The sequence below is a fragment of the Flagellimonas crocea genome, assembly GCF_033441595.1.
In the GTDB taxonomy this organism is placed as follows: domain Bacteria; phylum Bacteroidota; class Bacteroidia; order Flavobacteriales; family Flavobacteriaceae; genus Flagellimonas; species Flagellimonas crocea.
The window spans coordinates 175,096-201,725 of record NZ_JAUZVX010000001.1; the positions used below are offsets into that span (position 1 = coordinate 175,096).

At 41.8% G+C, this 26,630-nt stretch carries 31 protein-coding genes; 19 read left to right on the top strand and 12 right to left on the bottom strand.

Features of this window, described 5'->3' with window-relative positions:
- Positions 1-4: 4 nt before the first annotated feature.
- The 12 genes from SD449_RS00775 to SD449_RS00830 form a co-directional block, all read right to left on the bottom strand.
- Positions 5-1,066, bottom strand: a complete 1,062-nt coding sequence (locus SD449_RS00775; RefSeq protein WP_067035901.1) for a class I fructose-bisphosphate aldolase — start codon at positions 1,064-1,066, stop codon at positions 5-7.
- Positions 1,067-1,074: 8 nt separating this feature from the next.
- Complete coding sequence (locus tag SD449_RS00780) at positions 1,075-2,091, bottom strand: type II glyceraldehyde-3-phosphate dehydrogenase (RefSeq protein ID WP_067035904.1); 1,017 nt, start codon at positions 2,089-2,091, stop codon at positions 1,075-1,077.
- Between the two features lie 27 nt (positions 2,092-2,118).
- Entirely contained in the window at positions 2,119-3,471 is a 1,353-nt protein-coding gene (locus tag SD449_RS00785) for an NAD(P)/FAD-dependent oxidoreductase (RefSeq protein ID WP_067035907.1), read from the bottom strand.
- A gap of 22 nt (positions 3,472-3,493) precedes the next feature.
- Complete coding sequence (locus SD449_RS00790) at positions 3,494-3,970, bottom strand: universal stress protein (RefSeq protein ID WP_067035909.1); 477 nt, start codon at positions 3,968-3,970, stop codon at positions 3,494-3,496.
- 53 nt (positions 3,971-4,023) lie between these two features.
- Positions 4,024-4,728: a lycopene cyclase domain-containing protein gene (locus SD449_RS00795; protein WP_067035912.1), complete on the bottom strand. Its 705-nt coding sequence runs from the start codon at positions 4,726-4,728 to the stop codon at positions 4,024-4,026.
- Positions 4,729-5,001, bottom strand: a complete 273-nt coding sequence (locus SD449_RS00800) for a DUF5676 family membrane protein (RefSeq protein ID WP_067035915.1) — start codon at positions 4,999-5,001, stop codon at positions 4,729-4,731.
- A 15-nt stretch (positions 5,002-5,016) separates the two neighbouring features.
- Positions 5,017-5,235 carry an SHOCT domain-containing protein gene (locus SD449_RS00805; protein ID WP_067035918.1) on the bottom strand — a complete coding sequence of 73 codons (219 nt, stop codon included), beginning with the start codon at positions 5,233-5,235 and terminating at the stop codon, positions 5,017-5,019.
- 25 nt (positions 5,236-5,260) lie between these two features.
- Positions 5,261-5,476: a heavy-metal-associated domain-containing protein gene (locus tag SD449_RS00810; RefSeq protein WP_067035921.1), complete on the bottom strand. Its 216-nt coding sequence runs from the start codon at positions 5,474-5,476 to the stop codon at positions 5,261-5,263.
- Between the two features lie 14 nt (positions 5,477-5,490).
- Complete coding sequence (locus tag SD449_RS00815) at positions 5,491-5,733, bottom strand: hypothetical protein (protein WP_067035924.1); 243 nt, start codon at positions 5,731-5,733, stop codon at positions 5,491-5,493.
- Between the two features lie 24 nt (positions 5,734-5,757).
- The gene (locus SD449_RS00820) at positions 5,758-6,162 is read right to left on the bottom strand and encodes a hypothetical protein (protein ID WP_309474604.1); all 405 of its coding nucleotides are present in this window, start codon (positions 6,160-6,162) and stop codon (positions 5,758-5,760) included.
- Positions 6,163-6,426: 264 nt separating this feature from the next.
- Positions 6,427-7,008: a helix-turn-helix domain-containing protein gene (locus tag SD449_RS00825; protein ID WP_067030424.1), complete on the bottom strand. Its 582-nt coding sequence runs from the start codon at positions 7,006-7,008 to the stop codon at positions 6,427-6,429.
- Between the two features lie 166 nt (positions 7,009-7,174).
- Positions 7,175-7,594, bottom strand: a complete 420-nt coding sequence (locus tag SD449_RS00830; protein ID WP_067030421.1) for an HYC_CC_PP family protein — start codon at positions 7,592-7,594, stop codon at positions 7,175-7,177.
- A 274-nt stretch (positions 7,595-7,868) separates the two neighbouring features.
- On the opposite strand from SD449_RS00830, the gene SD449_RS00835 reads away from it, so the two are divergent.
- The 19 genes from SD449_RS00835 (at position 7,869) to SD449_RS00925 (ending at position 26,628) form a co-directional block, all read left to right on the top strand.
- Positions 7,869-8,285, top strand: a complete 417-nt coding sequence (locus tag SD449_RS00835) for an HYC_CC_PP family protein (protein WP_067033774.1) — start codon at positions 7,869-7,871, stop codon at positions 8,283-8,285.
- A 104-nt stretch (positions 8,286-8,389) separates the two neighbouring features.
- Complete coding sequence (locus SD449_RS00840) at positions 8,390-12,154, top strand: efflux RND transporter permease subunit (RefSeq protein ID WP_067033771.1); 3,765 nt, start codon at positions 8,390-8,392, stop codon at positions 12,152-12,154.
- Entirely contained in the window at positions 12,151-13,368 is a 1,218-nt protein-coding gene (locus tag SD449_RS00845; protein ID WP_067033769.1) for a TolC family protein, read from the top strand. Before SD449_RS00840 ends, SD449_RS00845 begins: the two co-directional genes overlap by 4 nt.
- Positions 13,369-13,440: 72 nt before the next feature.
- Entirely contained in the window at positions 13,441-15,816 is a 2,376-nt protein-coding gene (locus tag SD449_RS00850; RefSeq protein ID WP_067033765.1) for a multicopper oxidase domain-containing protein, read from the top strand.
- Positions 15,817-15,819: 3 nt separating this feature from the next.
- A complete protein-coding gene (locus tag SD449_RS00855) occupies positions 15,820-17,145 on the top strand; it encodes an APC family permease (protein ID WP_067033762.1) in 1,326 nt (441 codons plus the stop codon).
- A gap of 19 nt (positions 17,146-17,164) precedes the next feature.
- A complete protein-coding gene (locus tag SD449_RS00860; RefSeq protein WP_232520874.1) occupies positions 17,165-17,722 on the top strand; it encodes a DUF4175 domain-containing protein in 558 nt (185 codons plus the stop codon).
- A 57-nt stretch (positions 17,723-17,779) separates the two neighbouring features.
- Positions 17,780-17,971, top strand: a complete 192-nt coding sequence (locus SD449_RS00865; RefSeq protein ID WP_067033759.1) for an SHOCT domain-containing protein — start codon at positions 17,780-17,782, stop codon at positions 17,969-17,971.
- Between the two features lie 4 nt (positions 17,972-17,975).
- The gene (locus SD449_RS00870; RefSeq protein WP_067033756.1) at positions 17,976-18,362 is read left to right on the top strand and encodes a DUF302 domain-containing protein; all 387 of its coding nucleotides are present in this window, start codon (positions 17,976-17,978) and stop codon (positions 18,360-18,362) included.
- Between the two features lie 11 nt (positions 18,363-18,373).
- Positions 18,374-18,847: a DUF302 domain-containing protein gene (locus tag SD449_RS00875; protein ID WP_067033754.1), complete on the top strand. Its 474-nt coding sequence runs from the start codon at positions 18,374-18,376 to the stop codon at positions 18,845-18,847.
- Positions 18,848-18,868: 21 nt separating this feature from the next.
- Positions 18,869-19,498 carry a DUF3347 domain-containing protein gene (locus tag SD449_RS00880; RefSeq protein ID WP_067033751.1) on the top strand — a complete coding sequence of 210 codons (630 nt, stop codon included), beginning with the start codon at positions 18,869-18,871 and terminating at the stop codon, positions 19,496-19,498.
- Positions 19,499-19,954 carry a heme-binding domain-containing protein gene (locus tag SD449_RS00885; RefSeq protein WP_067033748.1) on the top strand — a complete coding sequence of 152 codons (456 nt, stop codon included), beginning with the start codon at positions 19,499-19,501 and terminating at the stop codon, positions 19,952-19,954. It abuts the gene before it with no gap.
- A gap of 16 nt (positions 19,955-19,970) precedes the next feature.
- Positions 19,971-20,492: a DUF3347 domain-containing protein gene (locus SD449_RS00890; RefSeq protein WP_067033744.1), complete on the top strand. Its 522-nt coding sequence runs from the start codon at positions 19,971-19,973 to the stop codon at positions 20,490-20,492.
- 147 nt (positions 20,493-20,639) lie between these two features.
- A complete protein-coding gene (locus SD449_RS00895; protein WP_067033742.1) occupies positions 20,640-21,179 on the top strand; it encodes a hypothetical protein in 540 nt (179 codons plus the stop codon).
- Between the two features lie 321 nt (positions 21,180-21,500).
- Positions 21,501-22,175 carry a DUF2231 domain-containing protein gene (locus SD449_RS00900; RefSeq protein WP_318308179.1) on the top strand — a complete coding sequence of 225 codons (675 nt, stop codon included), beginning with the start codon at positions 21,501-21,503 and terminating at the stop codon, positions 22,173-22,175.
- A gap of 10 nt (positions 22,176-22,185) precedes the next feature.
- Positions 22,186-23,685 (top strand): FMN-binding glutamate synthase family protein, encoded by a 1,500-nt coding sequence (locus SD449_RS00905; protein WP_067033740.1) that lies wholly within the window; start codon positions 22,186-22,188, stop codon positions 23,683-23,685.
- 2 nt (positions 23,686-23,687) lie between these two features.
- Entirely contained in the window at positions 23,688-24,236 is a 549-nt protein-coding gene (locus SD449_RS00910; protein ID WP_067033738.1) for an ion channel, read from the top strand.
- A gap of 18 nt (positions 24,237-24,254) precedes the next feature.
- A complete protein-coding gene (locus SD449_RS00915) occupies positions 24,255-24,731 on the top strand; it encodes a YybH family protein (protein ID WP_067033736.1) in 477 nt (158 codons plus the stop codon).
- Between the two features lie 84 nt (positions 24,732-24,815).
- A complete protein-coding gene (locus SD449_RS00920; protein WP_232520873.1) occupies positions 24,816-25,316 on the top strand; it encodes a DUF2911 domain-containing protein in 501 nt (166 codons plus the stop codon).
- Positions 25,317-25,401: 85 nt separating this feature from the next.
- Positions 25,402-26,628: a permease gene (locus SD449_RS00925; protein ID WP_067033730.1), complete on the top strand. Its 1,227-nt coding sequence runs from the start codon at positions 25,402-25,404 to the stop codon at positions 26,626-26,628.
- Positions 26,629-26,630 lie beyond the last annotated feature (2 nt).

Sequence of the window (26,630 nt, forward strand, 5' to 3'; positions counted from 1 at the left end):
TCACTTAGGCTATCGTTATTTTCTCCTCCAAATAAACACTTTGGACTGCATGCAATAATTCTACCCCTTCCTTAATGGGTCGTTGAAAAGCTTTTCTTCCAAGTATCAGACCCGAGCCTCCTGCCCGTTTGTTTATGATTGCGGTTGTAATGGCCTCGGTCAAATCGGATGCTCCTCTGGAACCCCCACCGGAACTGATCAGTCCTACTTTGCCCATATAGCAATTGGCAACCTGTAAACGACACAAATCGATGGGGTGTTCGGTGGTCAGGGTTTCATACATGGCATCGTCATATTTCCCAAATTGAAGGTCTTTAAAACCGTAATTTGTAGTGGGTAATTTTTGTTTGATGATATCCCCCTGTATTGTTACCCCAAGGTGGTTGGCTTGTCCCGTTAAATCTGCAGCGGTGTGATAGTCCTCTTTATCCGTTTTGAAAGCATCGTTACGGGTGTAACACCACAAAATCGTGGCCATGCCCAGATTATGGGCCTCGGCGAAGGCTTCCGCAATCTCCACTATCTGTCGATTACTTTCCTTAGATCCAAAATATATGGTCGCCCCAATAGCAACTGCGCCCATATCCCAAGCGTCCTTGACCTTTCCGAACAAGGTTTGGTCGTAGGCATTGGGATATGACAGTAGTTCATTGTGGTTTATCTTCACGATGAACGGTATTTTATGCGCGTATTTCCGAGCGTACAGACCTAATACACCAAAAGTCGAGGCCACCCCGTTACAACCTGCGCCAATGGCAAGTTTTATAATATTCTCAGGGTCAAAATAATCGGGGTTTTTATAGAAGGAAAAAGCGGCACTATGTTCGATTCCCTGATCTACGGGAAGTATGCTTAAATACCCTGTATCCTTCAGGTTGCCATGCCCGTATAATTGGGCAAGACTTCGAAGCGTTTGTGGATTACGATTGCTGTTGACAAAAACTTTAGAGACAAAATTTTTATCGGGCAATTGCAGTTCATCCTTGGTAATCTTTTCGCTAACATGATCTAAATAGAAGGACGCTTTGTCCCCCAACTGCTCTATTATTTTTTCGTGAGAGTTCATTGTTTTAACTATTGATTAATACCTAGACTTTTATTGGTCTTAGCGATGGATTTATTACCATCCATCTCGATTCCGGTAAGTGCCCGAATGGCGTCGATGGTCTCGGGAATTACAATCGCTTGATTGTCCACCACGTAGGCATAAAAGAGTTCATCGCCCACCACTTTTAGCATATCTTCCCATAGGGCTACCTCGTACATGTCGCCCCAAGGCCTGCCCATATCCAAAAACATTTCCTTGATGGTGTTGTTGGAGACCAAGCCTTGATCATAGTGAATAAACTTGATTCTACTTGAGGTTTTGAGGGCGTTCAACACCTCTTCCTTTGATGTTTCTTTCTTTAGTTTCACGTTCCAGTAATGCATATGGCTCAAGGTTTGGGGAACTTTGACCGCTGAAGTAATGACATCCAAATCAGGATCCACGCTCTGTGCGTCGGGACCTTGGTGGCTCGGGATTTCTTTTTCCGGTACCATGGTGTTCATAATCCCTCCTAAATGACTTTCCCAAGGGTCGGTCGCCCTTCTTAAAAGTGTGCCACGTGCATAATCCAGTAAATCGGCCCTTTTTAAAGCGGTCAATGTTCTCAGGATTGATGTGGTATTACAGGAAACCACTCGGGTTGCATTGATATTCAACGCCGTGTTATAATTGTTTTCAGCACTAAAGGAGTGGCCTGTTGTCTCGTGCTTTTCCCCACCGTGCAGAATGAATTTGATATTGTGTGTTTTATAGGTTTCCACGTTTTTCGCCGCAATCATTTTTGGGGTGCAATCCACCACAAGTTCCACTTTATCCAATAAGTCCTGCATATTGCCCATTACCGAAATGCCCGAAGCCTTCATTTGTTTTTCCGCTTCGGTGGTTGTCGCATAGATATCATAATCCTTTCTTACAGCGTTCTGTATGCGCCAATCGCTGATAATGTCGCAAACCCCGACTAGTTTCATGTCATCCTGTACCTTTATGGCATCGGCAACTCTTTTGCCGATGACCCCGTATCCTACTACTGCAATATTTTTCATTTTCAATTGTTTTTAGTGATTCAATATTTATTCTTGGGTTGATGTGTATTGCGCATCAACTTTCTTTGTTCTTTTGAAACTTCTTATGATTACCCTATTACTTTTTTCGTAAGTAAAATAGCTGATGGCCCAATTGAAGCCCACCAATAGTTTGTTCCTAAACCCACTGATGGAGACCAAGTGAACAACAGACCATAAAAGCCAAGCGGCATAGCCACCGAAATGAAACTTCCCCAAATCAGCGACCGCTTTTCTCTTGCCGACAGTGGCCAATGAACCTTTATCTTTATATGTAAAGGGTTTTGAAGGCTTTGAAAGCAAGGTGTTGAGCAGTACTTTGGCCAAATGTCTGCCTTGTTGTATGGCGGTTTGGGCTACTTGGGGATACCCTTTCGGGGTCTCATCTGTGATTACCCCGGCGATATCCCCAATGGCAAAGACATTGTCCATTCCATAAACTTTTAGGTGGTGGTCCGTTTTAAGACGATTGCCCTTGACAATAGACGTCTCATCGAATCCTTTTGGAAAATCTCCAGTTACCCCTGCTGTCCAAATCAAGTTCTTGGCTAAAATGGTCTTGCCGCTTTTGGTTTTGACCACCCTGCCATCATAGTTACTAACGGATTCTTTCAACATCACCTTAACGTTCAGATTCTCTAAATAGGTCAGCGTTTTTGAAGAAGCTTTGTCCGACATGGCAGAGAGCACTTCGTCCATAGCTTCCACCAAATAGATGTTCATGATGGAGGAAGGATACTCGGGATAGTCTTTAGGAAGGATGTACTTGCAAAACTCCGCCAAAGCACCTGCCATTTCTACTCCGGCGGGACCGCCACCCACGATCACAAAATTCGTGAGGGCATCGCGTTCCTCATCATCGCACGTGATCGCGGCCTGTTCCAAATTTTGCAGCATCATGTGGCGGATATTTAGAGAATCCCGGATATCCTTCATCCCCAAACTATTTCTTTCCACTTCTTCCATACCGAAGAAGTTGGTCTTTGTTCCCGTTGCCAAGACCAGATAATCATAGGTAAGTTTTCCTTTGTCCGTTATGACGGTATTGATGGAGTTTTGAATTTCCTTTACCTCGGCCAGCCTGAAGCTCACATTCTTATATCCCTTGAATTGTTTTCTAAAAGGGAATACAATGCTATCGGGTTCAAGCCCACTGGTGGCTACCTGATAAAATAAGGGCTGAAACTGATGAAAGTTATGGCGGTCAATAAGTACCACCTGAACATCTTTATTTTTCAACCCTTCCACCAATGCCAGACCCGCAAAGCCACCACCTACAATGACTATTCTTGGGAACCTGGAATGCGGCAAGCAGATTGCATCCGTCACTTTGCGTGTATTGTTTTTGCTATCGTCTAACATTTGGTTCTTGCCTGTTAACTTTTCAATAGTTGTTTTTCTCTTTTGAACCGCGTTTTCGGACTATCATGACGGAACAGTCGGCATGTGTTGCCAAGGACTGGGAAACCGAGCCGAGCAAAAATCTAGAGAATGCGCCATGGCCCTGCGACCCGACTATGATCAAATCGGTATCAAAGGCTTCGGTCTTTTCTAAAATTGCACTTTTGGGAAGCCCCTCTACCACGGCTGTTGTTATCGACAATACGTCATTCTTGTCCCTTAATGATTTTGAAGCTTCATTAACAAGATCTTCTGCCGATTTTTTCGCACTGGAGACGGTTTCTTCATAATAATTTCCAAGCGTGCCGCCCAAGGGTAGGGCACCAGGAGCGGCCAACATGGGATTTTCGAACACATTCAAAATACATACTTCGGTACCCGCAGGGAACGGCAGCGTCGCAAGTTCATCTATGGCGACTTTACTAAAGTCAGAACCATCTATTGCCAATAGTATTTTCATCTTTGTAGATTTATTTGTTCATGATTAATTATGTTAATTCCCATATTGCCAAATCAACTTATGGCCAAGGGTTTCATCAATTTTTTCCAATACAAATGCTCGTATAGCCCTGACCAGTACATTCCGAAAGTAAAAGCGAACAAAAGCTCTTCAATTGGAATGCCGGCCACTAGAATATCACTAAGGTTTTCCAGATTCCAGAAAAGTTCTACATAGTTGGGATAGAACGGGAGTATACTTCCAAAATAAACAAAGTACAATGCCGTGAACAGAAATCCACTTATCCAGATTTTGGTCTTTAAATCCGGACGGCAGTATAGCGTGGCCATTCCACCCAAAAACATGGCCAATATTCCACAGTAGATATGATTCAAAGGCGTGAACAGGGCCAATACCAAAAACACTACTGCCGGTACGAAAAGGATATATAGGTGCAACCGGTGCCTTTCATGTTTCCGTTCGGTATGCGGTATTTCAACATACTTTCGCTTAAAAATAAGATTGTAGATTACCGTGCCTATGCCCCCTATGGCAAAAGAGAAGATTAGGCTTTCAATATCGAACCCTGTCTTTATTGCCAAATCGAAAAGCGATGGCGGATGCCAATATTGGGGAACAAAAAGGGGTTCGGTAAGCCCAAAGGGCATGGTTATCCAACTCATCTTCAGCATTTCTCTTCGAGAATCTTTCTTCATTAGATAGACCACGCCCCAGAGGGCTAGAATAATAAGGGACCATATGAACCAGACGTACTGCATTTATCGTTTTAGCTGTGCATTGTAAAAAGCTGCGATCAGCGCTCCTGTCAGCCATCCGATAATGAATGTTTGGATCATCCCAATTATAGCTTCCCAAAAAGGAACATCCATGCGAATAATACTGGTTGTGTCAAGCCCATGGAGCAGGCTGTTGAAAAAATCTATGGTACCTTCCCTGCCGGCCGTAAACATGACGACCATACAGCCAATGTAGAGGATGGCGGCAGTGAGACCGAATGCAAATCCGAATTTTTTAATGTTTATACGGTTCATGATTTCTGTTTTTAGTTATTTGTCCGTTTCCAAGGTTTTTTTTGAATCTTCATATTCTTCCTTGGTAATTTCTCCTTTTGCAAATCGTTTTTTTAGAATTTGCATGGGATCTTCATTGCTCGATTTTTGGTAGGGTACGTCATACGGGATAAAGAAAATCCACACCAGTAGTACGAGCCAGATAATCCACCATATAATGTGCATGCCGCCCCAATGTCCTTCGAAATAGTGCATAGCTAAAAGTTTTAAATGTTAGTAATTAATTCAATTCTGAAATTGTATAACCTTCAAGTCGATTCAACTGTTTCTGCAGATCATCGACCGAAAGGTTCGATTTCATACTGATCTTGGCGACTCCTTTCGGACTTAAAAAAATCTTTGCCTCCTCAATGTCTTCATGAGACTCCAATACTTTTTTGACCTTTGTTATGCAACCGCCACAACTGATTCCGTCTATTTGATATTTTCTTTTCATTTTTTTTGCGGATTTCAGTGTTGATGCTGTTTTTGGTCGTGCTTTTCCTTTTCTTCCTTTTTTCTTTTAAGGTTATCCTCCGTTAGCCCATGGGTATGGCCACCATGTCTCATAGGCATCAAGAGATGCACCGCGAACATGATTACTATGAACGTAAACAGTGTGAGGTTGCCTTTAATGCCGAATGCTGGTGCAAAAAAGATGAAAAGAAGCGGAAGTCCGCAACCTAGTATCATCCATATCCAATGATTTTTCATAATCGAAAATTTAAAAGTTAATCCTTAATGGTGTTCAGAATGGTCTTGCTCAGATGGTTCCATTTTATTTGAACCGTCCATCATGCCCATTCCTTTCATATCCATTCCCTTGTCGCCCATCATCTTCTTACAAGACTCCATACAATCTTCGCTCATCATGCCCTTTTCGTGCATCATTTGCATCATATTGCCTATCATTTTTCCATCTTGCATCATGGATTGCATCATGTTTTTCATCATCATACTATCTTTCATCATCATCTGTATTCCCTGGCCCTGTATCATAGTACCCATCATCTTTTGATTGCCCTGCATCATCTGCATGGCATGGTCGTTGCCTTGCATGTTGTCCATGAATTCAGTCATGTAACTGTGGTTACTGGCAATTGCCTCAAAGAGTTCCGTTCTCGTTTTCGAATTTTCGAGCATTGCGTTAGGATTTGTTTTCTGGTTGCAACCGGATAGACTTACTAAGCCAATTGCCAGTAAAATAATTGCTGCCGTTCTCATCATATTTGATTTTTAATTAATATTATTTCGGTTATTCGTTTTGTATTTATCTCTAATTGTCTTGTTTTAGTAGCATTTTCAATTCTTTTTTTAATTCTAAACATTTGCTTGTTTTTCTGGTAATCTCCAAGGTTAAATCTATGTATTGCCAAAAGCCTTTGTCTGCATAATTCTCTTTATTATTTATATAATTTCGTCAAAGAAATTTCGTTCCCAGGCTTGATCATTTTTATAGTCGGTCATGCTCATGCCCATGATTTCCTTAAACTGCCTGGATAAGTGGTTGACACTGCTGTAATCGAGCAAATAAGCGATATCAGAAAAGGTATGTTGCCGCAACTGAATGAGCTCTTTTACCTTTTCTATCTTCAGCTTTATGAAGTATTTTTCAATAGTGATATTTTCATTTTTTGAAAAAATCTTGCTCAGTACCTTGTACTCTCGATGTACTATGTTAGCCAGATAGTCCGAGGTTTTTCCCCGAATGTTGATAGGGATATCTGCGACCAATGAAATCAAGGCGATCTTGATTTTCTCGACTATCATCTCCTCTTCGCTTTTGGCTATTTCAAAACCGTTGGAATGGAGGACGCCCACCACTTTTTGGTCTGCTTCGACAATAGCTATTTCTGGAGCCTTTACCGTAAGTTTCCCAAGTTCAAGGGATAGTATGGTAATGCCCAAATCATACAATTCTTGCTTTATGACCTTTAGGCAACGCCTACAAACCATATTCTTTATCCAATATTCCCTTATGGAATCCATGGTGCACGTATTATGGTTTACAATAAATCTCAACAGGTAAAACCCTGTTTGGCAATCAATCTGAATGTTCTGTCGTGGGCATGGGGTACGACAAAAAGGGGCCACTTAAGAGGTATGGCCAATGCGAAGAGCGGACTATTGCATAAACAATCCGCTTAAATATAAATCAAATTAAGAAAGTCTCGTGAAGAACTAGTAAATCCTTCTGAATCAACGGAGGTTTATAGTTTTTGAAGGGAACTACATTTTCCTCAAGTCCTTCAAAAAGGTTTATATAAGTGTGGACAAAGGCCTTTAAGAAGACAAAATTTTGAGAATCAATCTCAAAGGAAACCTTTTGGAGATTATCATTACCTTGCTGTATAAATGAATCATCACTACAACAGTCTCCAACTCCAATTGAACATTTTTTTGAAGTGTTTTCCGTCTTTTGGATTTTTTGATCACAGGGCGTTGCTTTACCGAACACGGCAATATCTACCAGTTTTTCACAGCAAAAATGCATATCCGCCGTAAACGAGGTAGTCGAAAAGAGTACCGCCAACGTCAAAAAGATGGATAATATTTTGCTAAAAAACTGCTTCACATTCTAAAATTACAAAATTTTGTTTACCCCCAAAAATAATCGATTTTTTTGATAATCTCACTTAATTATCTGAAAATCAAATATATATTCGGTGATACATATAGCCTTAATACCAAATGTAAACTAAAGGCTTAAACAAATAAATGATATTTATCATATCGCCGATAATTGATTTTGTTCATACGTGACTTGAAAGAAAAATCAAGGGATTAGATTTCCAAAATTTTGTTAAACAAAAAAAGAGTGTTAAAATTTTTGTAGTTTTGCAGAACGGATGAAAAGTGTTTTCCATAAAATAACATCGTTTACAATGGCACTATTAGTGCTGTTATCAACCTTCTCTTTTTCGGTTGCACAACACTATTGTGGTGATGTTCTGGTTGATTACTCTTTCTTGGGCCATGCAGAATCTTGCGGCATGGAAGTTCAGGAGACAGCAGAGTTACCAGAGTGCAATTTGGTCAAAGCCGATTGCTGTAGCGATGAAGTCCTTACCGTTGATGGCCAGAACGACTTAAAAGTATCGTTTGAAAAATTAAGCTTTGAACAACAACAGTTTGTTGCCAGCTTCATCTACACCTATCTTAATCTTTACGAAGGACTACCTGAAAACATAGTCCCGTTTAGTGATTACCCCCCTCCACTTTTGGTCAAGGATATACAGATCCTAGATCAGATTTTTCTCATTTGATTTTTAAGTAATAGCATTTTACAGCCCGACTGATAGCAGTTTAGGGCTTATCCTGTTTTCGTTGGTTTCCGGCCAGCACTTCTAATTACTTAATCATCAATACCATGCTGAATAAAAGCATCAAATTCCTTATCGAAAATAAATTGGTAGCCGTTTTGCTCCTAGTCCTTTTTGTAGGCTGGGGAACCGTAAACGCCCCTTTCGAGTGGAGCACTGGCTCATTACCAAGAAACCCTGTTGCCGTAGATGCCATACCTGACATCGGGGAAAACCAGCAGATTGTTTTTACCAAATGGGACGGTCGTTCCCCACAAGATATCGAGGATCAAATTACCTATCCATTGACAACCTCACTCTTGGGAATACCAGGGGTTAGGACCATCCGTAGCTCCTCCATGTTCGGATTTTCAAGTATCTATATCATATTTGAAGAGGATATCGAGTTCTATTGGAGCCGCAGTCGAATCCTTGAAAAATTGAACTCCTTACCGAGCGGTTTACTGCCCGACGGGGTCAACCCTGCATTGGGGCCGGATGCCACAGGACTTGGACAAATCTACTGGTACACTTTGGAGGGACGCGATGAGAAAGGAAATGTCACAGGCGGCTGGGATTTACAGGAGCTTAGAAGTATTCAGGATTTTTATGTCAAATATGCCCTATCATCGGCAAGCGGTGTTTCAGAGGTGGCCTCTATAGGGGGTTATGTACTCGAATATCAGGTAGATGTGAATCCCGAACTGATGAAGCAATATGGTATTGGGCTACAGCAGGTGGTAAAAGCTGTAAAACAAAGTAATCGTGATATTGGGGCACAGACCTTGGAAATCAACCAGGCCGAATATCTCATTCGCGGGCTTGGGTATGTGAAGTCCATCGAGGATCTACAGAATGCAGTCGTTACCTCTGAGGATTACACGTCCATTCGCTTAAAGGACATTGCAAATGTTTCCTACGGACCGGCCACACGGCGCGGCATATTGGATAAGGAAGGAGCAGAAGTTGTCGGGGGGGTAGTGGTCGCACGGTATGGTGCCAATCCCATGGAAGTCATCAATAATGTCAAAGACCAAATCAATGATTTAAGTGCCGGACTGCCCTCAAAAGTACTTGAGGATGGCAGAACATCCCAACTTACCATTGTTCCTTTTTATGATAGGACCGAACTTATTCAAGAAACGCTCGGAACCCTCAACGAGGCCCTGACCTTGGAAATATTCATTACCATTTTGGTCATCATTATCATGGTCTTCAATTTAAGGGCATCCATCCTGATATCGGGACTGTTACCGGTTGCAGTGCTTATGGTGTTTATTGCGATGAAGCTATTCAATGTGGATGCAAACATCGTGGCACTTTCGGGTATAGCCATTGCCATTGGAACCATGGTGGATGTAGGGGTCATACTCTCGGAAAACGTCATACGGCATTTGGACGAAAATGAAGAGGGCCTACCCATTAATACCGTTGTCTACAATGCCACCGCAGAGGTGTCGGGGGCCATATTGACCGCCGTGATGACCACCATCATCAGTTTTATTCCGGTATTTACGATGATCGGGGCCGAAGGAAAACTCTTCAGACCCTTGGCCTTTACAAAAACCTTTGCGCTTACCGCATCCATTATCGTAGCCTTATTTTTGATACCACCATTTGCGGCCTTTCTATTTAGAAAAAAAAGCATAAAGAAAACTACTGGATACGCCGTTAATGGAATATTGATACTTCTAGGGATTATAGCCCTTGCTTATGGCTTTTTATTAGGATTTATATTGATTGCCTTCGGTATCGTAGGCTTGCTAAAAAATCCGGAATTGGCATCACGTATTTCCACTGGATTTTCGCTTTCCGAAGAACGAGCCAATCTTATCAATATCATTATTTCGGCCTTTGCAATTGTTTTTGTTTTGGCGGAATACTGGAGACCTCTCGGTCTTGATAAGAGTATTTTTTGGAACCTGATTTTTGTTTCGCTTATATGTTTCGGACTACTGGGCTTCTTTACCATATTCCGGAACTATTATACAAGGATACTTCGCTGGGCATTACGGAATAAGCTGATATTTCTTTCCATACCCACCGCCATTGTGGTATTCGGAGTAATGATTATGCGCAATACGGGCAAGGAGTTTATGCCTTCATTGAACGAAGGTTCGTTTTTGTTGATGCCTACCTCCCTTCCGCACGCCGGTGTCGAAGAGAACAAACGGGTATTGCAGCAACTGGATATGGCTGTAGCCAGTATTCCTGAAATAGCAACGATAGTCGGCAAATCCGGTAGAACCGAATCCGCATTGGATCCGGCGCCCTTGTCGATGTATGAGAACGTCATCCAGTACAAGCCAGAATACATGTTGAACGAGAACAGGGAGCGCCAACGGTTCAAGGTCAATGAAGATGGCCTCTTCGAACTCAGGGACGGCACCTTTGTGACCAATCCGAACATGGTTGTAGATGATGAAGGAAATTACGATGAATCTGCCATAGTTTCTGCATTCTCTGTTAAACAAAAGGATTTGATTCCCGACGATGATGGGGAATATTTTAGAAACTGGCGGCCTGAAATTGAATCCCCCGATGATATTTGGAACGAGATTGTACGTGTAACGAAACTTCCAGGCGTTACATCCGCGCCCAAACTGCAACCTATTGAAACCCGCTTGGTCATGTTGCAGACCGGCATGCGTGCGCCCATGGGTATCAAGGTAAAAGGGCAAGATTTAAAGGAAATAGAAGCCTTTGGCCTCAAGCTGGAGGACATTTTAAAGGAGGCCGAGGGGGTCAAGGATGAAGCCGTGTTTGCCGATCGAATTGTCGGAAAGCCTTATTTGCTTATAGATATCAACAGGGAGCGTTTGGCACGATACGGCATTACCATTGAAGATGTGCAAAGCGTGTTGCAAGTAGCGGTTGGCGGCATGGTGCTTACCCAAACTGTTGAAGGCCGTGAGCGTTATGGAGTTCGAGTACGGTATCCAAGGGAATTGCGAGAGAATCCAGCGGACTTAGAGAATATTTATGTTCCCGTTGCCAAGGGAAGCCCGGTTCCTTTGAGCGAGTTGGTTACCATTCGATATGAAAAGGGACCACAGGTCATCAAGAGCGAAGACACCTTTTTGGTGGGTTATGTACTGTTCGATAAGTTGGACGGTTTTGCCGAAGTCGAGGTGGTCGAGAATGCACAGGCCCTTATACAAGAAAAAATAGATAATGGAGAATTGGTGGTTCCCAAGGGCATCAATTATTTGTTTACCGGTACCTATGAAAACCAACTACGTGCCGAAAAGACGCTATCGGTCGTAGTACCGCTGGCATTGGCCATCATATTCTTGATTCTTTATTTCCAATTCCGTTCAGTAGGTACCTCATTGATGGTGTTTACCGGGATTGCTGTTGCCTTTGCCGGAGGTTTTCTGATGATTTGGTTCTATGGTCAGGATTGGTTCCTGAACTTCAACTTTTTCGGGGAAAACCTACGAGACCTCTTCCAGATGCATACCATTAACCTGAGTGTTGCCGTATGGGTTGGGTTTATTGCGCTCTTTGGTATTGCAACCGATGATGGTGTGGTCATGGCCACCTACCTGACCCAAACTTTTGATAGAAACAAGCCCGATTCCCTTGTATCCGTTAGGGATTCGGTTGTCGAAGCTGGTGAAAAACGTATCCGTCCGTGTTTGATGACGACCGCAACCACTATTCTGGCACTGCTTCCGGTATTGACATCCACCGGCCGTGGTAGCGATATTATGATTCCGATGGCGATCCCTTCTTTCGGGGGGATGCTTATCGCCTTGATTACCCTATTTGTTGTTCCAGTGTTGTACAGTTGGAAGGCCGAGTTTCAATTAAAAAGAATGTCCAAATGAAGAAATACCTATACATATTGATCGGAATAGTATCCATCGCTTCTGTGAACGGACAGGAACTGGAAAGCCTTATCCAACAGGCCGAACTCAACAATCCGGAAATCCAGGCTTTTGAGCTGCGGTACAATATTGCCTCCGAAAGAGTGAACGAGGTCAATACTTTGCCCAATACGGAGGTAAGTGCCGGACTTTTCGTAAGCGAGCCCGAAACACGGACCGGAGCACAGAAAGCACGGTTCTCGGCAAAACAGATGATCCCGTGGTTCGGTACCATTACCGCCCGTGAAAATTATGCAAGTTCATTGGCCGATGCCCAATACGAAGAGCTGGTCATCGTCAAAAGAAAATTGGCGTTGTCGGTATCTCAGTCCTATTACCGATTATTCTCGATAAGGGCGAAGCAAAGCGTTTTGGACGAAAATATAGAATTGCTGGAAACCTATGAACGATTGGCCTTGACCTCGGTAGAAGTTGGTAATGCCTCCGCAGTAGATGTGTTGCGCTTGCAGATTCGGCAGAACGAACTGCTTCAGCAAAAAGAAGTTTTGGAACAGGAGTATTTGGCCGAACAAACGCTGTTCAACAATCTATTGAATAGGGACGAACAAACACAAGTCGAAGTTTACGAAGGGCTTACGGTACCCGAACAAGACCCGATAACGGAAGAAGGAAGCCTTGACCTGCATCCTGAACTTTTAAAGTATGACAAGTTGTACGAGTCGGTCGAACAATCTGAAATCTTGAACCAAAAAGAAGCCTTACCGAATCTTGGTTTCGGATTGGATTACGTACCCGTTGCCGAAAGGCCTGATATGTCTTTCGATGATAACGGAAAGGACATCTTGATGCCGATGGTATCGGTGTCCATCCCGATATTCAACAATAAATACAAATCCATTTCCCAACAGAACAAATTAAGGCAAGAGGAAATAACCGCCCAAAAGCAAGAACGAAGAAACAAGCTCGAAACACTTTTGAGCGAGGCCATTAACAACAGAATGGCTGCCAGGATTCGTTTTAGGACCCAAACAAAAAATATCGGACAGGCCAAGGACGGGGAGGAAATCCTTATCAAAAGCTACGAGACCGGAACCATCGATTTTAACGATGTGCTCGATATTCAAGAGCTTCAGCTTAGGTTTCAAATCAATCGAATTGAATCCATCAAGGGCTACTTTGTGCAGTCGGCCATTATCAATTATCTAAGGAGTTAATGTCCGTATCGATAGGAGTAAGGTATCTCGACTGAATAAAATAAAATATTATAAACCACAAAAATGAGAATCATGATCAGAAAAATTACAGTGTTGTTGGTACTTCTCATTTCGTGCAACATTGCCGCACAATTAGTATCCAATGAAAGCGAAGAAAATGTGGATAATTGGCCTGAACGGGTCTATGATTTGACCATTGGTTACGAAACGGTCAACTATACCGGAAAAGATGTGAAGGCCATGACGATCAATGGTGGTATTCCTGGACCCAATCTCGAATTCAACGAGGGCGAGTTTGCCATTATCAACGTAACCAATACGATGGATGTCGAAACCTCGGTACACTGGCATGGGTTGATACTGCCCAACTTCTACGACGGCGTACCTTACCTTACAACGCCACCAATTGAACCCGGCGAGACCCAACAATACAAATTTGCGCTGAAACAGTCGGGCACGTATTGGTACCATTCCCATACGGGTTTACAGGAACAACGTGGTGTTTATGGCTCCATCCAGATCAATCCCAAAGAAACAAATCTTGAGTATGACAAAGATTTGGTACTGATACTTTCGGATTGGATGGATGAAAATCCCAAGACACAACTGAGAAACCTTAAACGAGGCAATGAGTGGTACCTAATCAAAAAGGACCAGGTTCAAAGTTGGGACAAGGTAATCTCAAAAGGTGCGGTAGGTGCGAAACTAAAAATGATGTGGCAGCGTATGCCCGATATGGCCATATTGGACAATTATTACGACCTGTTTTTTATAAATGGAAAATCTTCTAATGAATACCCTGATTTCAATCCCGGCGAACGGGTACGATTGCGCTTCGTAAATGCGGCCGCAGCTTCCTATTTCTGGCTGACATTTGGTGGTAATGACCCTATGTTGGTCTCTGCCGACGGCCTTGATGTAGTGCCGGTAAAACAGAACAAGACCCTTATCGGTGTGGCCGAGACCTATGATTTTATAGTGACCATACCACAAAGCGGAAAACTTGAAATACGTGCCACTTCTCAGGACGGATCTGGTCAGGCTTCCGCCTATCTAGGGACGGGCGATGTTTTGGAAGCCCCCACGGTACCTATACCCGACCTTATCAAACTAATGGAAAACATGATGTCGATGGACATGAAGATGGGTGCACCCGCGGCCAAATTCAATCCCTCCAAAAACGATTCCATCAAAGTGATGAAAAAATATGCGATGGATATGGGCGGTATGAAAATGGACCATTCCAAAATGGATATGCAAAAAGAAGATCAAATGCAGAAGAATGACCAAAAGATGGAAGATGAAGGGGGTAAGATGAAAATGCCAAAGGATAAGACGGATCATGCCAAAATGGAGATGAAAGACGATAAAATGGATATGAAAATGGGCTATGTGCTGCCCGCCGACAAGGTCATTGGCGATGCCATGAAAACCGGGGGCAATCCGGAATTTAACTACAACTATCTCAAAGCACCCGGAAAAACGGTATACGAAGACAACAAACCTGTTAGGGAAATGCTGTTCAACCTTACGGGAAACATGAACCGTTACGTATGGAGCATCAACGGGGTTCCGCTTTCAGAAACCGATAAAATAAAAATTGAACAAGGCGAAGTAGTGCGCATTACTTTGAACAACCTGACCATGATGCACCACCCGATGCACCTACACGGACACTTTTTCAGGGTACTGAACGAACACGGCGAATATTCGCCCTTAAAACATACGGTCAACGTGGCCCCGATGCAAAAAGTGGTCATCGAATTCGATGCCAATGAATATGGCGACTGGTTCTTTCATTGCCACGTACTGTACCATATCAACAGTGGTATGGCAAGGGTATTCAGCTATGACACCCCAAGGGATGAACGATTGAAAGGGTATCCCTTATCCAACCTGACCACCGAGGCCGACCATATGTGGACATGGGGTGAGGTTACGGGTGCCAGCCACATGGGCGAGTTTTTTCTGACCACTACGAACATCCGAAACCAGTTCATATTGCGAGCGGAATATGGATGGAACGAGAACTTGGAAGCCGAATTTACCTATGAACGATGGCTGAACAGTTATTTCCGTGTTTTCGGTGGGGTAAATGTCGAAAACGAAATGGAAGATAGTATGGATGAAATAGGCACCACGGGAGTAGTGGGTATCCGGTACTTCTTGCCATTGTTGATAGATTCTGATCTACGCATCGATAATAAACTACGGCCGACGATTTCATTTTCGACGGCTACGATGATCTTTCAGAGACTCGCCCTTTTTGGCGAATACGAATATCAAATGGATTTTGGCTGGGTCAATGATTTTGAACCGGGAACCGATTTTGAACAAGAGCAGACCTGGCAAGTAGGATTGGAATATGTCCTGAGCAGAGATTTTTCCTTAATGGGCAGTTACGACAACCGTTTCGGTTGGGGAGGCGGACTTTCAATGCGATTTTAACACATGGGACAATACAAAAAAAATAGCCTGAGTTTGACCGGTGCCGTATCTCTAGGAACGGGGGTAATGATTGGCGCAGGTATCTTCGCGCTGTTAGGGCAGGTAGCAGAATTGTCTGGTCAGTGGTTTCCCTATGCGTTTTTGCTGGGGGCCATTATCTCGGGTTTTAGTGCCTATTCGTATGTTAAGATGTCCAATGCCTATCCCTCTGCGGGCGGTATCGCCATGTATCTCAAGAAGATATATGGTAAAAGTGCATTGACAGCTTCCGGAGCGTTGTTGATGGCCTTGTCAATGGTCATCAACGAGAGTTTGGTTGCACGTACCTTCGGCTCGTACACTCTACAATTGTTCGATGTAGATGATAACAGTGTTTGGGTGCCCATTTTGGGGGTATTCCTGCTGATTGTCGCCTTTCTTATCAATATTTCGGGCAACAAAGTTATCGGAAAGGCCTCTTTGGTCATGGCCATTCTAAAAATAGGTGGGATAGCCATTTTTGCCATAGGCGGTCTATGGGCCGCAGGTTTTTCATTCTCCGAAGTAGTTCCGTCCGAAAGTCTGACGGAATATCCAATCACTAATTATTTGGGAGCATTAGCTCTATCTATTTTGGCTTACAAAGGTTTCACTACAATTACCAATAGTGGCGATGAAATAGTCAAACCCAATAAAAATGTTGGGCGTTCAATTGTCATTTCTTTGCTCATCTGTACGGTGGTCTATTTATTGGTCGCTTTTGCGGTCTCTTCCAATCTTTCGATAAACGAAATCATAGCAGCGAAAGACTATTCATTGGCAGAAGCTTCCCGCCCCGCTTTTGGCAAGTATGGGCTTTGGTTCACAGTGGGTATCGCCATCATATCGACAATTTCTGGTGTGATAGCAAGCATTTTTGCAGTATCCAGAATGACAGCAATGCTGACCGAAAAGGAATTGATTCCCCATGAGCATTTTGGTATGCCGGGCAGGCTTCAAAAACATATGCTGGTGTATACAGTAATTCTGGCCATAACCTTAACGGTTCTATTTGATCTTACGAGAATCGCTTCATTGGGTGCTATATTTTATTTGATTATGGATATAGGAATCCATTGGGGAGTGTTTAAAAATCTTCGTAAGGATGTTAAGGCCAATCCTGCCGTTTTGATTACTGCTATTATTCTAGACGTAGTGGTTCTTGGGGCTTTTCTTTGGATAAAGGTAAGCAGTGATGTATTGGTCGTACTAGTGGCGGTCCTACTAATGGTCTTGATTTTTTTCGGAGAAAAATGGTTTTTGAAAAGAAATGATAGTGATGAAAAAGAAGATTTTAAAAATGATGTATGAATCTATAAAAATTAGAAAAATGAAAACAAAAGGAATTTTAATGACAATCGGATTAATAGCAACGATGGTTGGCTGTAAATCAACTTTCAATGCCTCCGAGACCATGCAGGTAGATGAAAATAGAAATGCCATCTATCAAGAGATTATCTCAAATCCGGTGCAGTTTGCCAATTTTATCAGTGAGGCAAGAAAGAATGAAGAGGCCAAAAAATTATTGATGAAAGCCCATATGGAGCAGATGGAATCTGGGGATATGAAAATGATGATGGACAAAAATCCCGAAATGAAAGAAAAAATGCAGGCCCATATGCAGAAGATGATGGAGAAGAATCCTGAAATGAAGGAAAAGATGCAGTCCAAAATGCTCGATAAGATGATGGAGAGTGAAAAGGGCCGTAAGATGTTGATGGAAAAAATGCACAAAAACGAAATGATGAAAAAACAGATGAAGGAAAGAATGAAAAATATGATGGATGAGAATCCTGATATGATGGAAGAAATGATGCAGAAAATGATGGAAAAAAATCCAGAGATGATGAAAAAGATGAAAGAAAAAATGAAAAATAAAGGAGCGTAAGCCTTTGAATACCGAGGTGGATTGAAAACAGAAAATAACTATTGAAATTCTACAATTATGATGATGTGGTGGTGGGTATTGATACCGGTCATTTTGGTGTTGGCCTTTTTTATGTATAACGGACGAAATAGCAGAGGTTCCAGGACCAAGGAAAATCCTATGGAAATTCTAGACAATCGATTCGCCAAAGGCGAACTATCCAAAGAAGAATACGAAGAACAAAAACGAACTATTAACTCTAAAAATTAAAACGATGGAATATTATTTCAACAAGACCCTTAACGAAGACTTTGATAAGGTAATCGAGAGAGTAACGGAAGAACTGAAAAAAGAGGGTTTTGGCATCTTGACCGAAATCGATGTCAAGGAAACCCTGAAAAAGAAACTGGATGTTGATTTTAAAAAGTACAAGATCCTCGGTGCCTGTAATCCGCCCTATGCCCATAAGGCACTGGAAGCCGAAGATAAGATAGGTACCATGTTGCCTTGCAATGTAATCGTGCAGGACGTATCGAAAGGGAATGTAGAAGTGGCGGCGGTAAATCCAATGGCTTCAATGCAAGCAGTCGACAATGAAATATTGGCTGAAATCGCAAATGATATTACCGCCAAATTGGAAAATGTGATCGAGAAACTTTAGAAGGGATAAATATGGAAAATAATAAGGGTAAAAGCGAATGGGTCTCGCAACAAAATTATTCAGAAAGTCAGAGTACCCCTTATTGCATTACGCGGAGGTACGGTAGTTTGACATTTGAGGAAACCGTACAAAACGTAAAAAATGGCATTAAAAAGTTAGGTCTTGACCTTGTTGGTGAATTTGACGTGCGCGAGTATCTCAGTTCAGATATGGAAAAGATGCCTCGGCACCTCATTCTAATGGTATGTGAAAAAGAAACTGCATTAAAACTGATTTCAAATGATATTCAAATGAGCGTTCTTTTTCCGTGCAATGTAACCATTAAGGAAGTGGAAAATAATACGATTATCGAAGTGTCGATAGAAGATACAGATTCGACTTGGTCTTCCGCAAAGAAGAAAGAAATAATAGAGGTGGCCAAAAACACAAAGAACATCTTGAAAAAATTGCTCGACACTATTGAACAGCAAAATGTAAAACTATAATTAACATCAAATTCAACAATCATGAGAAAATCAAATGTAACAACTGGAATTTTGGCCATGGCAATCATAACCCTATCGGCCACATCTTGCAAAGACAAGAAAAAAGTGCAGGAAAACCAAGAAGGTCACCAAACAGAACAAATGGAGGACAGCGGCCATATGGATGGCGCTATGGAAGACCATTCGCAAATGGACCATGACAACATGAATCATGGCGAAATGGCAATGATGTCATCTGAAGTCATCGCTGACTATCTGACGCTAAAGAATGCTCTTGTGTCCGATGACAAAGATGGGGCCGCAAAGGCAGGAGAAAAGCTTGAAGGCAGCCTAAAGAACTTCGATACGAGCAAATTCAGTGATGAACAGCAGGATGAGCTGAAAGACATTATTGAAGATGCCACCGAACATGCAGAACATATCGCGAAAAGTGACATCGGGCATCAACGTGAGCACTTTAAAACCTTGAGCAAAGATGTAGTCGATATGGTCGCCATTACTGGTACAGAAAATACTTTGTATGAACAATATTGCCCAATGTATGATAACAACAAAGGAGGTGCCTGGCTAAGCATGAATGAAGAAATCAAAAATCCATATTTCGGGGATAAGATGCTCACTTGTGGAAAAGTACAAAGGGAAATCAACTAAGTGAAGAAAAGTATAAAAATCATAGCACTAGTGTTTTTGGTCGGGTTTGTGGGGATACAGTTTTTTCCCACTTCCCGAAACCAAAGCGACACAATACCAAAAACTGACTTTATGCTTGTGAACGATGTACCGAAACAAGTGGAGAACATCATCAAGACCTCTTGCTACGATTGCCATAGCAACAACACGGATTATCCTTGGTACAACAAAGTGCAACCCGTTGCCTGGTTTTTGGAGGATCATGTTACCCATGGCAAGGAAGAATTGAATTTTAACGAATGGGCCGATTATTCAAACAGAAGAAAGAACAGCAAGTTAAAATCGATCATAAGTCAGATAGAAAATGGAGAAATGCCCCTTTGGTCTTATACACTAATTCATAGGGAAGCAAAACTTTCGGAGGACAAGAGGAAAACCGTTCTCGATTGGGTTTCAAAATTAAAGGACAGTTTATAAACTAAAAATCCAATAAATGAAGAATTTAAAACATGGTGTAGTAACCCTGCTCATGTTGGGGACTACAATGGGCTACGCACAGCACAAAATAGAACTGAACCATGACCATAGCAAGATGGAGATGAAAGTGGTCGAGTTGGAATTTAACGACAAGAACATCGCCAATGCCTACGAACATTACGAGCACATTAAAAATGACTTGGTCGGTTCCAATCCGGGCGATACCCAAAAGGGAGCGGTTATGTTGAACGAAGCGCTAGAAAAAATCGAGGGTTCCGAAGCGGCATTGGCGGCCTCGCAAAAAATCGCTGCTACCGATAATTTAGAGAGACAGCGAAAGGCTTTTTCCGATTTGAGCAATGAAATGGAACCCTTGTTGAAAGGAACCGTTACATCGGGAAAAATCTATAAGGATTTCTGCCCCATGGCCTTGAACGGAGGTGCTTATTGGTTATCTGCCATTAAGGACATCCGCAACCCATATTATGGAGCAAAAATGCTAAGCTGTGGAAAAGTGACAGCCATCATCGAAAAGTAAAGCTGATTGGGGAGGTTGAATATAGTTAATGATTAGTGTTTAAAATGCTTCCCCTTTTCAGGTAGTAACAATTGATTGTCTCGGTATAGTTATAGGAGTTTTTAAAAATAACGTGTAGAAAAAGAAAATAACATTCGCAAAATCTAGATGGAAACATTAAGCCTTGACATTTTTGTTGTGCCCACCGTTGCGCTGACTTTGGTCATTCTGATGTATATCTATTTTGCCAAACAGGTACGGAACAAAAAAAATTATAGGAACTATATCATCGGTATTGCATTAATAGCGTTTTCGTTCAATTTTATTTGGGAGCTGGCACAAGGTCCGCTCTATGAAGGTTTTGAATACGATTGGCAACATATTTCGTTTTGTGCCTTGGCATCCATCGCCGATATGTTGATGGTGCTTATTCTGCTTTTCGGATTTGGCCTGTTGTATCGCAATGTGTTTTGGATAGATGATTTAACTCCAAAACAGATTTTGGTACTAGTTACAATCGGAACGATCGGTGCCATATTGGGAGAAATTTGGCATACCTCAAGAGGCGATTGGAACTATGCAGGGGCTATGCCTATAGTGCCATGGGTAAATGTGGGGTTGTCGCCGCTATTACAATTTGCGGTATTGCCCTATTTGATTTTTGTGATTGGTAAAAACTATATAAACAAGGGGAATTTGGAAAAGTAAAATCTGGGCTGGTCGGGAATGTGTTTTTTGATTGGTTAGTTATTTAGTGTATTTCATGACCGCCCAGATTGTTTTAATGAAGAAAAAGTCCTGTTATGGGAAGGGGAACTTCGTTGATGTAGTGTTTAACGCCCTTCCCTTGACAGGCACAATATAGATAATGTTGTAATGAAAGATTGTTGTAAAAGGGGGCCGGAAAAGTCAGGGAAACAAGGTTGGAAAAAGTGGTTCAACTATACCATTTACATCGTTATAGGCGCTATTGTATTAGGTGCGCTTATTGTACAGTTAACGAATAATGCATCATAAAAACGATTGATTATGAAAAAAACGGTCTCATTTTTAGTATTACTTCTAAGCCTAATGTCGCTTCATGCAAGTGCACCTAAGTCCATTGAGAACAGTTCAGGGTATTCGGCGAATAGTTTAGGAACCTTTAATACTGTTGAATTGTCCGAAAAACCACAGCAACATACCGAAACCCACGCCGAAAAGCCCATAAACAAAGAAGAGGTAGGTTTGGATGAATTCGACAATTTACATCCGTTGGTAGTGCATTTTCCTATCGTACTCCTGTTGTTTGCGGCATTGCTCCAAGGTATTCAGCTCTTCGTCCTTAAAAGGAACTTGGACTGGGTTATCCTGTTTCTTATCGGTACGGGTTTTATTGGGGCCTACGTAGCGGGAACTTTTGTACACCCGCATACCCATGGCCTTACGGATGTAGCTCAAAAAATCCTGGACAACCATGATAAATATGCAGATTGGACTATTTGGTCAAGTGCTTTGGCCGCAGTTTTAAAAATTATCAGCCTTTTTTTGATAAAACTGAATCGAGGTTTTGAAATTGCCGTTCTCTTTATTATGGCCTTTTCGGCGTTCTCCGTTTCGCAAGCAGGGCATTATGGCGCTCAGCTCGTTTATATTCAGGGTGTTGGACCACAGGGCCAGTATTTGGAAACTGAAAGGGCAGGGGAAGAAAGCCATTCGCATTGAAAAACAAAGCATGAGAAGAATATTTTTAATATCGTCGATAACGCTTTTAGTGGTACTTGCAGGGCTCATAATGTGGAAGCCTCATTTCTGGTGGCTTGCGCTGTTGATCACACCTTTTATGCTTCTCGGCTTAAGAGACTATTTTCAAAAAACCGATAATATCAAAAGAACCTATCCGTTGTTGGGCAGGATTACGAAGCTTCTGGAAAAACAACGTCACGTCGTTCAAGAAACGGTTTTATTGAATAGAACAGAGGGAAAACCTTTCAATTGGATACAGAAAGAAATTGTTTATAAACGTGCCGAGGACGCGGTCAAAAACCAACCCTTTGGAACGCAGATTCCGTATGACGAAGTTGGTCGCGAATGGTTTACCCATTCCACGTATCCTGTTAAGGAAATCAAAGATGATTTTAGGGTTGCCATAGGGAGTTCAAAATGCTCAAAACCCTATTCAGCGAGCATTCTAAATCTGGCAGGGATGAGCTATGGTTCCATCAGTAAAAATGCAACGCTGGCCCTTAACGGCGGTGCAAAAATTGCTGGCTTTGCGCAAAATACCGGCGAAGGTGGATTTACGCCCTACCATCAGGAATATGGAGCTGATATTATCTTTCAGTTCGGTACAGGCTATTTTGGGTGTAGGACAGAAGAAGGGAATTTCGACCCTAAAAAATTTGTGGAAATCGCATCCAATGAAGTGGTCAAAATGATTGAAATAAAAGTCTCACAGGGTGCAAAACCCGGTTTTGGGGCCATTCTTCCTGCCAAAAAAAATACCGAGGAAATCGCAAAGTACAGGGACGTAGAAAAAGGAACCGAAATTCTATCGCCACCACATCACGCTGCATTTGGTACTGATTTGGAAATGGTAGCTTTTATCCAAGAATTACGGAAGCTTTCCGCTGGAAAGCCCATAGGGATTAAAATGTGCATCGGACAGCAGGATGAATTCGAAAGAATGGTCCGCATTTTCGCCGAAAAGCAAAACTATCCGGATTTTATAGCCATAGACGGTGCAGAAGGTGGTTCCGGTGCTGCACATATGGAATCGCTGCATTGGGCTGGAATGCCAATAATTGAAGCCGTGCATTTCGCAAACGGCATTCTTAAAAAGTATGGGTTGCGCGATGAAATAAAAGTAATGGCAGCAGGAAAAATAATTTCAGCTTTTGATATCTATAGAATGTTGGCACTTGGTGCCGATGCTTGCTATAGTGCCAGAGGGATGATGTTTGCCTTGGGCTGCGTACAATCCTTAAAATGCAATCTGGATACCTGCCCTACGGGAATCACCACAATGGAACCTTCAAGGGTCGCATCATTGGTAGTAGAAGATAAAAAGACCAAAGTAGCCAACTACCATAAAAACACTATGGAAGCCTTTAAGGAGCTGCTTAAATCAATGGGAATTGAAAATAGAAGGGGTATCACCAAAATGTATATAAAGAGAAGAATCAGTGAGAATAAAGCAAAAGGCTATGATGAAATTTTTATAGATAACAAATAAGAATGGATAAAGAAAAAGACATAGAAACCACAGGGGCATTTTATGGACAGCTTTTCAATAGCTCAAAGTATGTTCTATTGGTGATGCTTATTGCTTCAGTAATCGAACTGTATGCGCTACCTACTATGGAAGGGTTTTATGCTATGATTATCCTACTGGCCTTAACATTACTAAAGATAGGATTCATTATAGCCTTGTCCTTTAACCAATTGATGAAGATAATTGGTCAGAGCCATCTATTGAGCCACGTACTGGTGTTGTTCGGATACCTGATTGTGTTGATAGTTTTCTCGTTTGCAATAGATTACACAGCGTTGCAGTTTGTGGATGCTATTCATTTTAAAATGAACAACAGTATTGGCAAAGATGGACTGTCGGTATTTTTTGATTTATCCTATTTCAGTTTGATAACATTCTCATCAGTAGGATATGGTGATATAGTCCCAATTTCCTTACCCGCGAAAACCTTGGTGGCGCTTGAAGTGGCACTGCGGTTTTTCGTCCTGGTCTTTGGTATCGCAAATGTGAATAGAATACGAGTAAATAAATAACCTTTAAAAACTAAAAGTATGCAAACACTAAAATCAACTACAGTAACAATGTTGCTCATAATAGCGACAAGTCCACTATGTGGTCAAGATGCAAAAACAGAAAAAGAAGCAGTGCTTACAGTAATGAAAAGCTATAAGGATGCCCTACAAAACCTAACGACCGATGGTACTTTCGAATTATTTACCGAGGATTCCGAGGTTTTTGAATCGGGAGGCGTCGAGGGTACGTACAGCCACTATATAGAACATCATTTAGGACCGGAATTAGGTCATTTTGAAAAATTCGAATTTTCAGATTATGAAATCGATGTAAAGGTAGATGTACCCTATGCCTTTACTACCGAAACGTACATATATACCATTGTCCTCAATCCAGACGACAAGGGAAATAGCCGGACTATAAAGAAAAAAGGGGTAGCAACCTCAATCCTTAAAAAAATAGATGGAAAATGGAAAATAATAAAAACCCATTCATCTTCAAGAAATATTAAGTAACACCCGATGAGTAGATATATTTCAATTAGTATAGTGTTTGGTCTTCTTCTTATTACCAGCTGTAAAGAGAAGAAAACGGAGCCAATGCCAGAACCGTCAAAAGAAGCAATCACAGACCAACCGCCAAAAAAAGTGTTAAGCCCTCACACCTCTGCAATGGCGACCATTGGTAATGCGCACATCCATATTGATTATTCATCGCCAGGGGTTAGGGACAGGATGATTTTTGGTGGTTTGCTGGCGTATGACGAAGTCTGGCAAGCTGGGGCACATATGGCTACGTGGATAGAGACGGATACGGATATAGAAATAGATGGTAAGGAACTAAAAGCAGGTAAATATGGATTTTTTACCATTCCTTCAAAGGAAGAATGGACCATCATTTTAAATTCCAATTGGAACCAGCACGGTAAGGATGAATATGACGAAAAAGATGATGTAATACGATTTAAGGTGACACCGATTATTGCGGATAGCCTAAAGGAACACTTAGAATATAATATCGATAAAATTAGTGATACTGAAGGTGAGATAACATTAGCTTGGGAAAAAGTTAAAGTAGTAATTCCATTCAAAGTAAAATAACAAGATAGGGTCAACAAGGGTACGATGATAAAAAAATTAAAAAAACGTGTATCATCAAAGAATAAAAACTAATACAGTTTAAACCGTGAACGAATTTTTAAAACAATGGGGCGAAGCCGCCTATACGACTACCGGATTTTTCTGGATGGCGCTTTGGGCATTCATTTTGGGTTATATCATCAGTAGTATGATACAGATTTTCGTGACCGAAAAACGGATGCAAAAAACAATGGGCGAAAACGAAGGCAAAAGTGTGCTGTTGGGCACGTTTTTCGGCTTTATAAGTAGCTCGTGCAGTTTTTCTGCTTTGGCAGGTACAAAATCCATCTTTAAGAAAGGTGCAAGTTTTGTGTCTTCCATTGCTTTTCTGTTGGCATCGACCAATCTCGTCATAGAATTGGGGATTATCATTTCCATCTTTTTAGGTTGGCAGTTCGTGGTGGGCGAATATGTAGGTGGTATTCTCTTGATTGGTATTTCGTGGATTCTGATACGACTCATCAATCCTAAAAAACTCATCGAAAAAGCCCGCAAAAATATCGAAAATGAAGATGATGATGAGATGGACGGTTCCAAAGATTGGAAGAAACAAATCAAGAACGAAGACAGTTGGGCGCGCGTTGCCAAAAAATACAAGATGGAATGGCAAATGGTCTGGAAGGATGTAACCGTAGGTTTTACCGTTGCGGGTATTACAGCGGCTTTTGTGCCAGATTCGTTTTTTCAGACCTTATTTATAAATAGTGGTCAAGGCAATACAGATTTCACTTTTCTCGAAATTCTGGAACATATTGTTGTTGGTCCAGTTGCCGCATTCTTAACATTTATCGGTTCAATGGGTAACATCCCATTGGCAGCATTACTATTCAGCAAAGGCGTAAGTTTTGCGGGCGTAATGGCCTTTATTTTTAGCGATTTGGTGGTTTTTCCAGTACTGAGAATCAATGCAAAGTATTATGGTTGGAAAATGTCACTCTTTATTCTATTCTTACTTTTCACGGCATTGATTGGCACCTCTTTGACCTTGCATTATGGTTTCGATTTGCTGGGAATATTGCCCGACCCTTCGCAGGTCAAGATTCAGGATAAGGAACATTTTAAGATTGATTATACCTTTTTCTTGAACGTTGCTTTTCTCATCATTTCGGCCTATCTCGTTTATCTGGGTTTTTTCAAAAAAAAAGATGTAGAACATTCAATGAGCGAGATGGCACCCAAGAGTCCATTGTTGGAAAGTGTTTTAAAATATGCAGCCTTCATCTGTTATATATGGCTCGCTGGGGGACTTATTGTAAAATTTTTAGTGAACTAAAA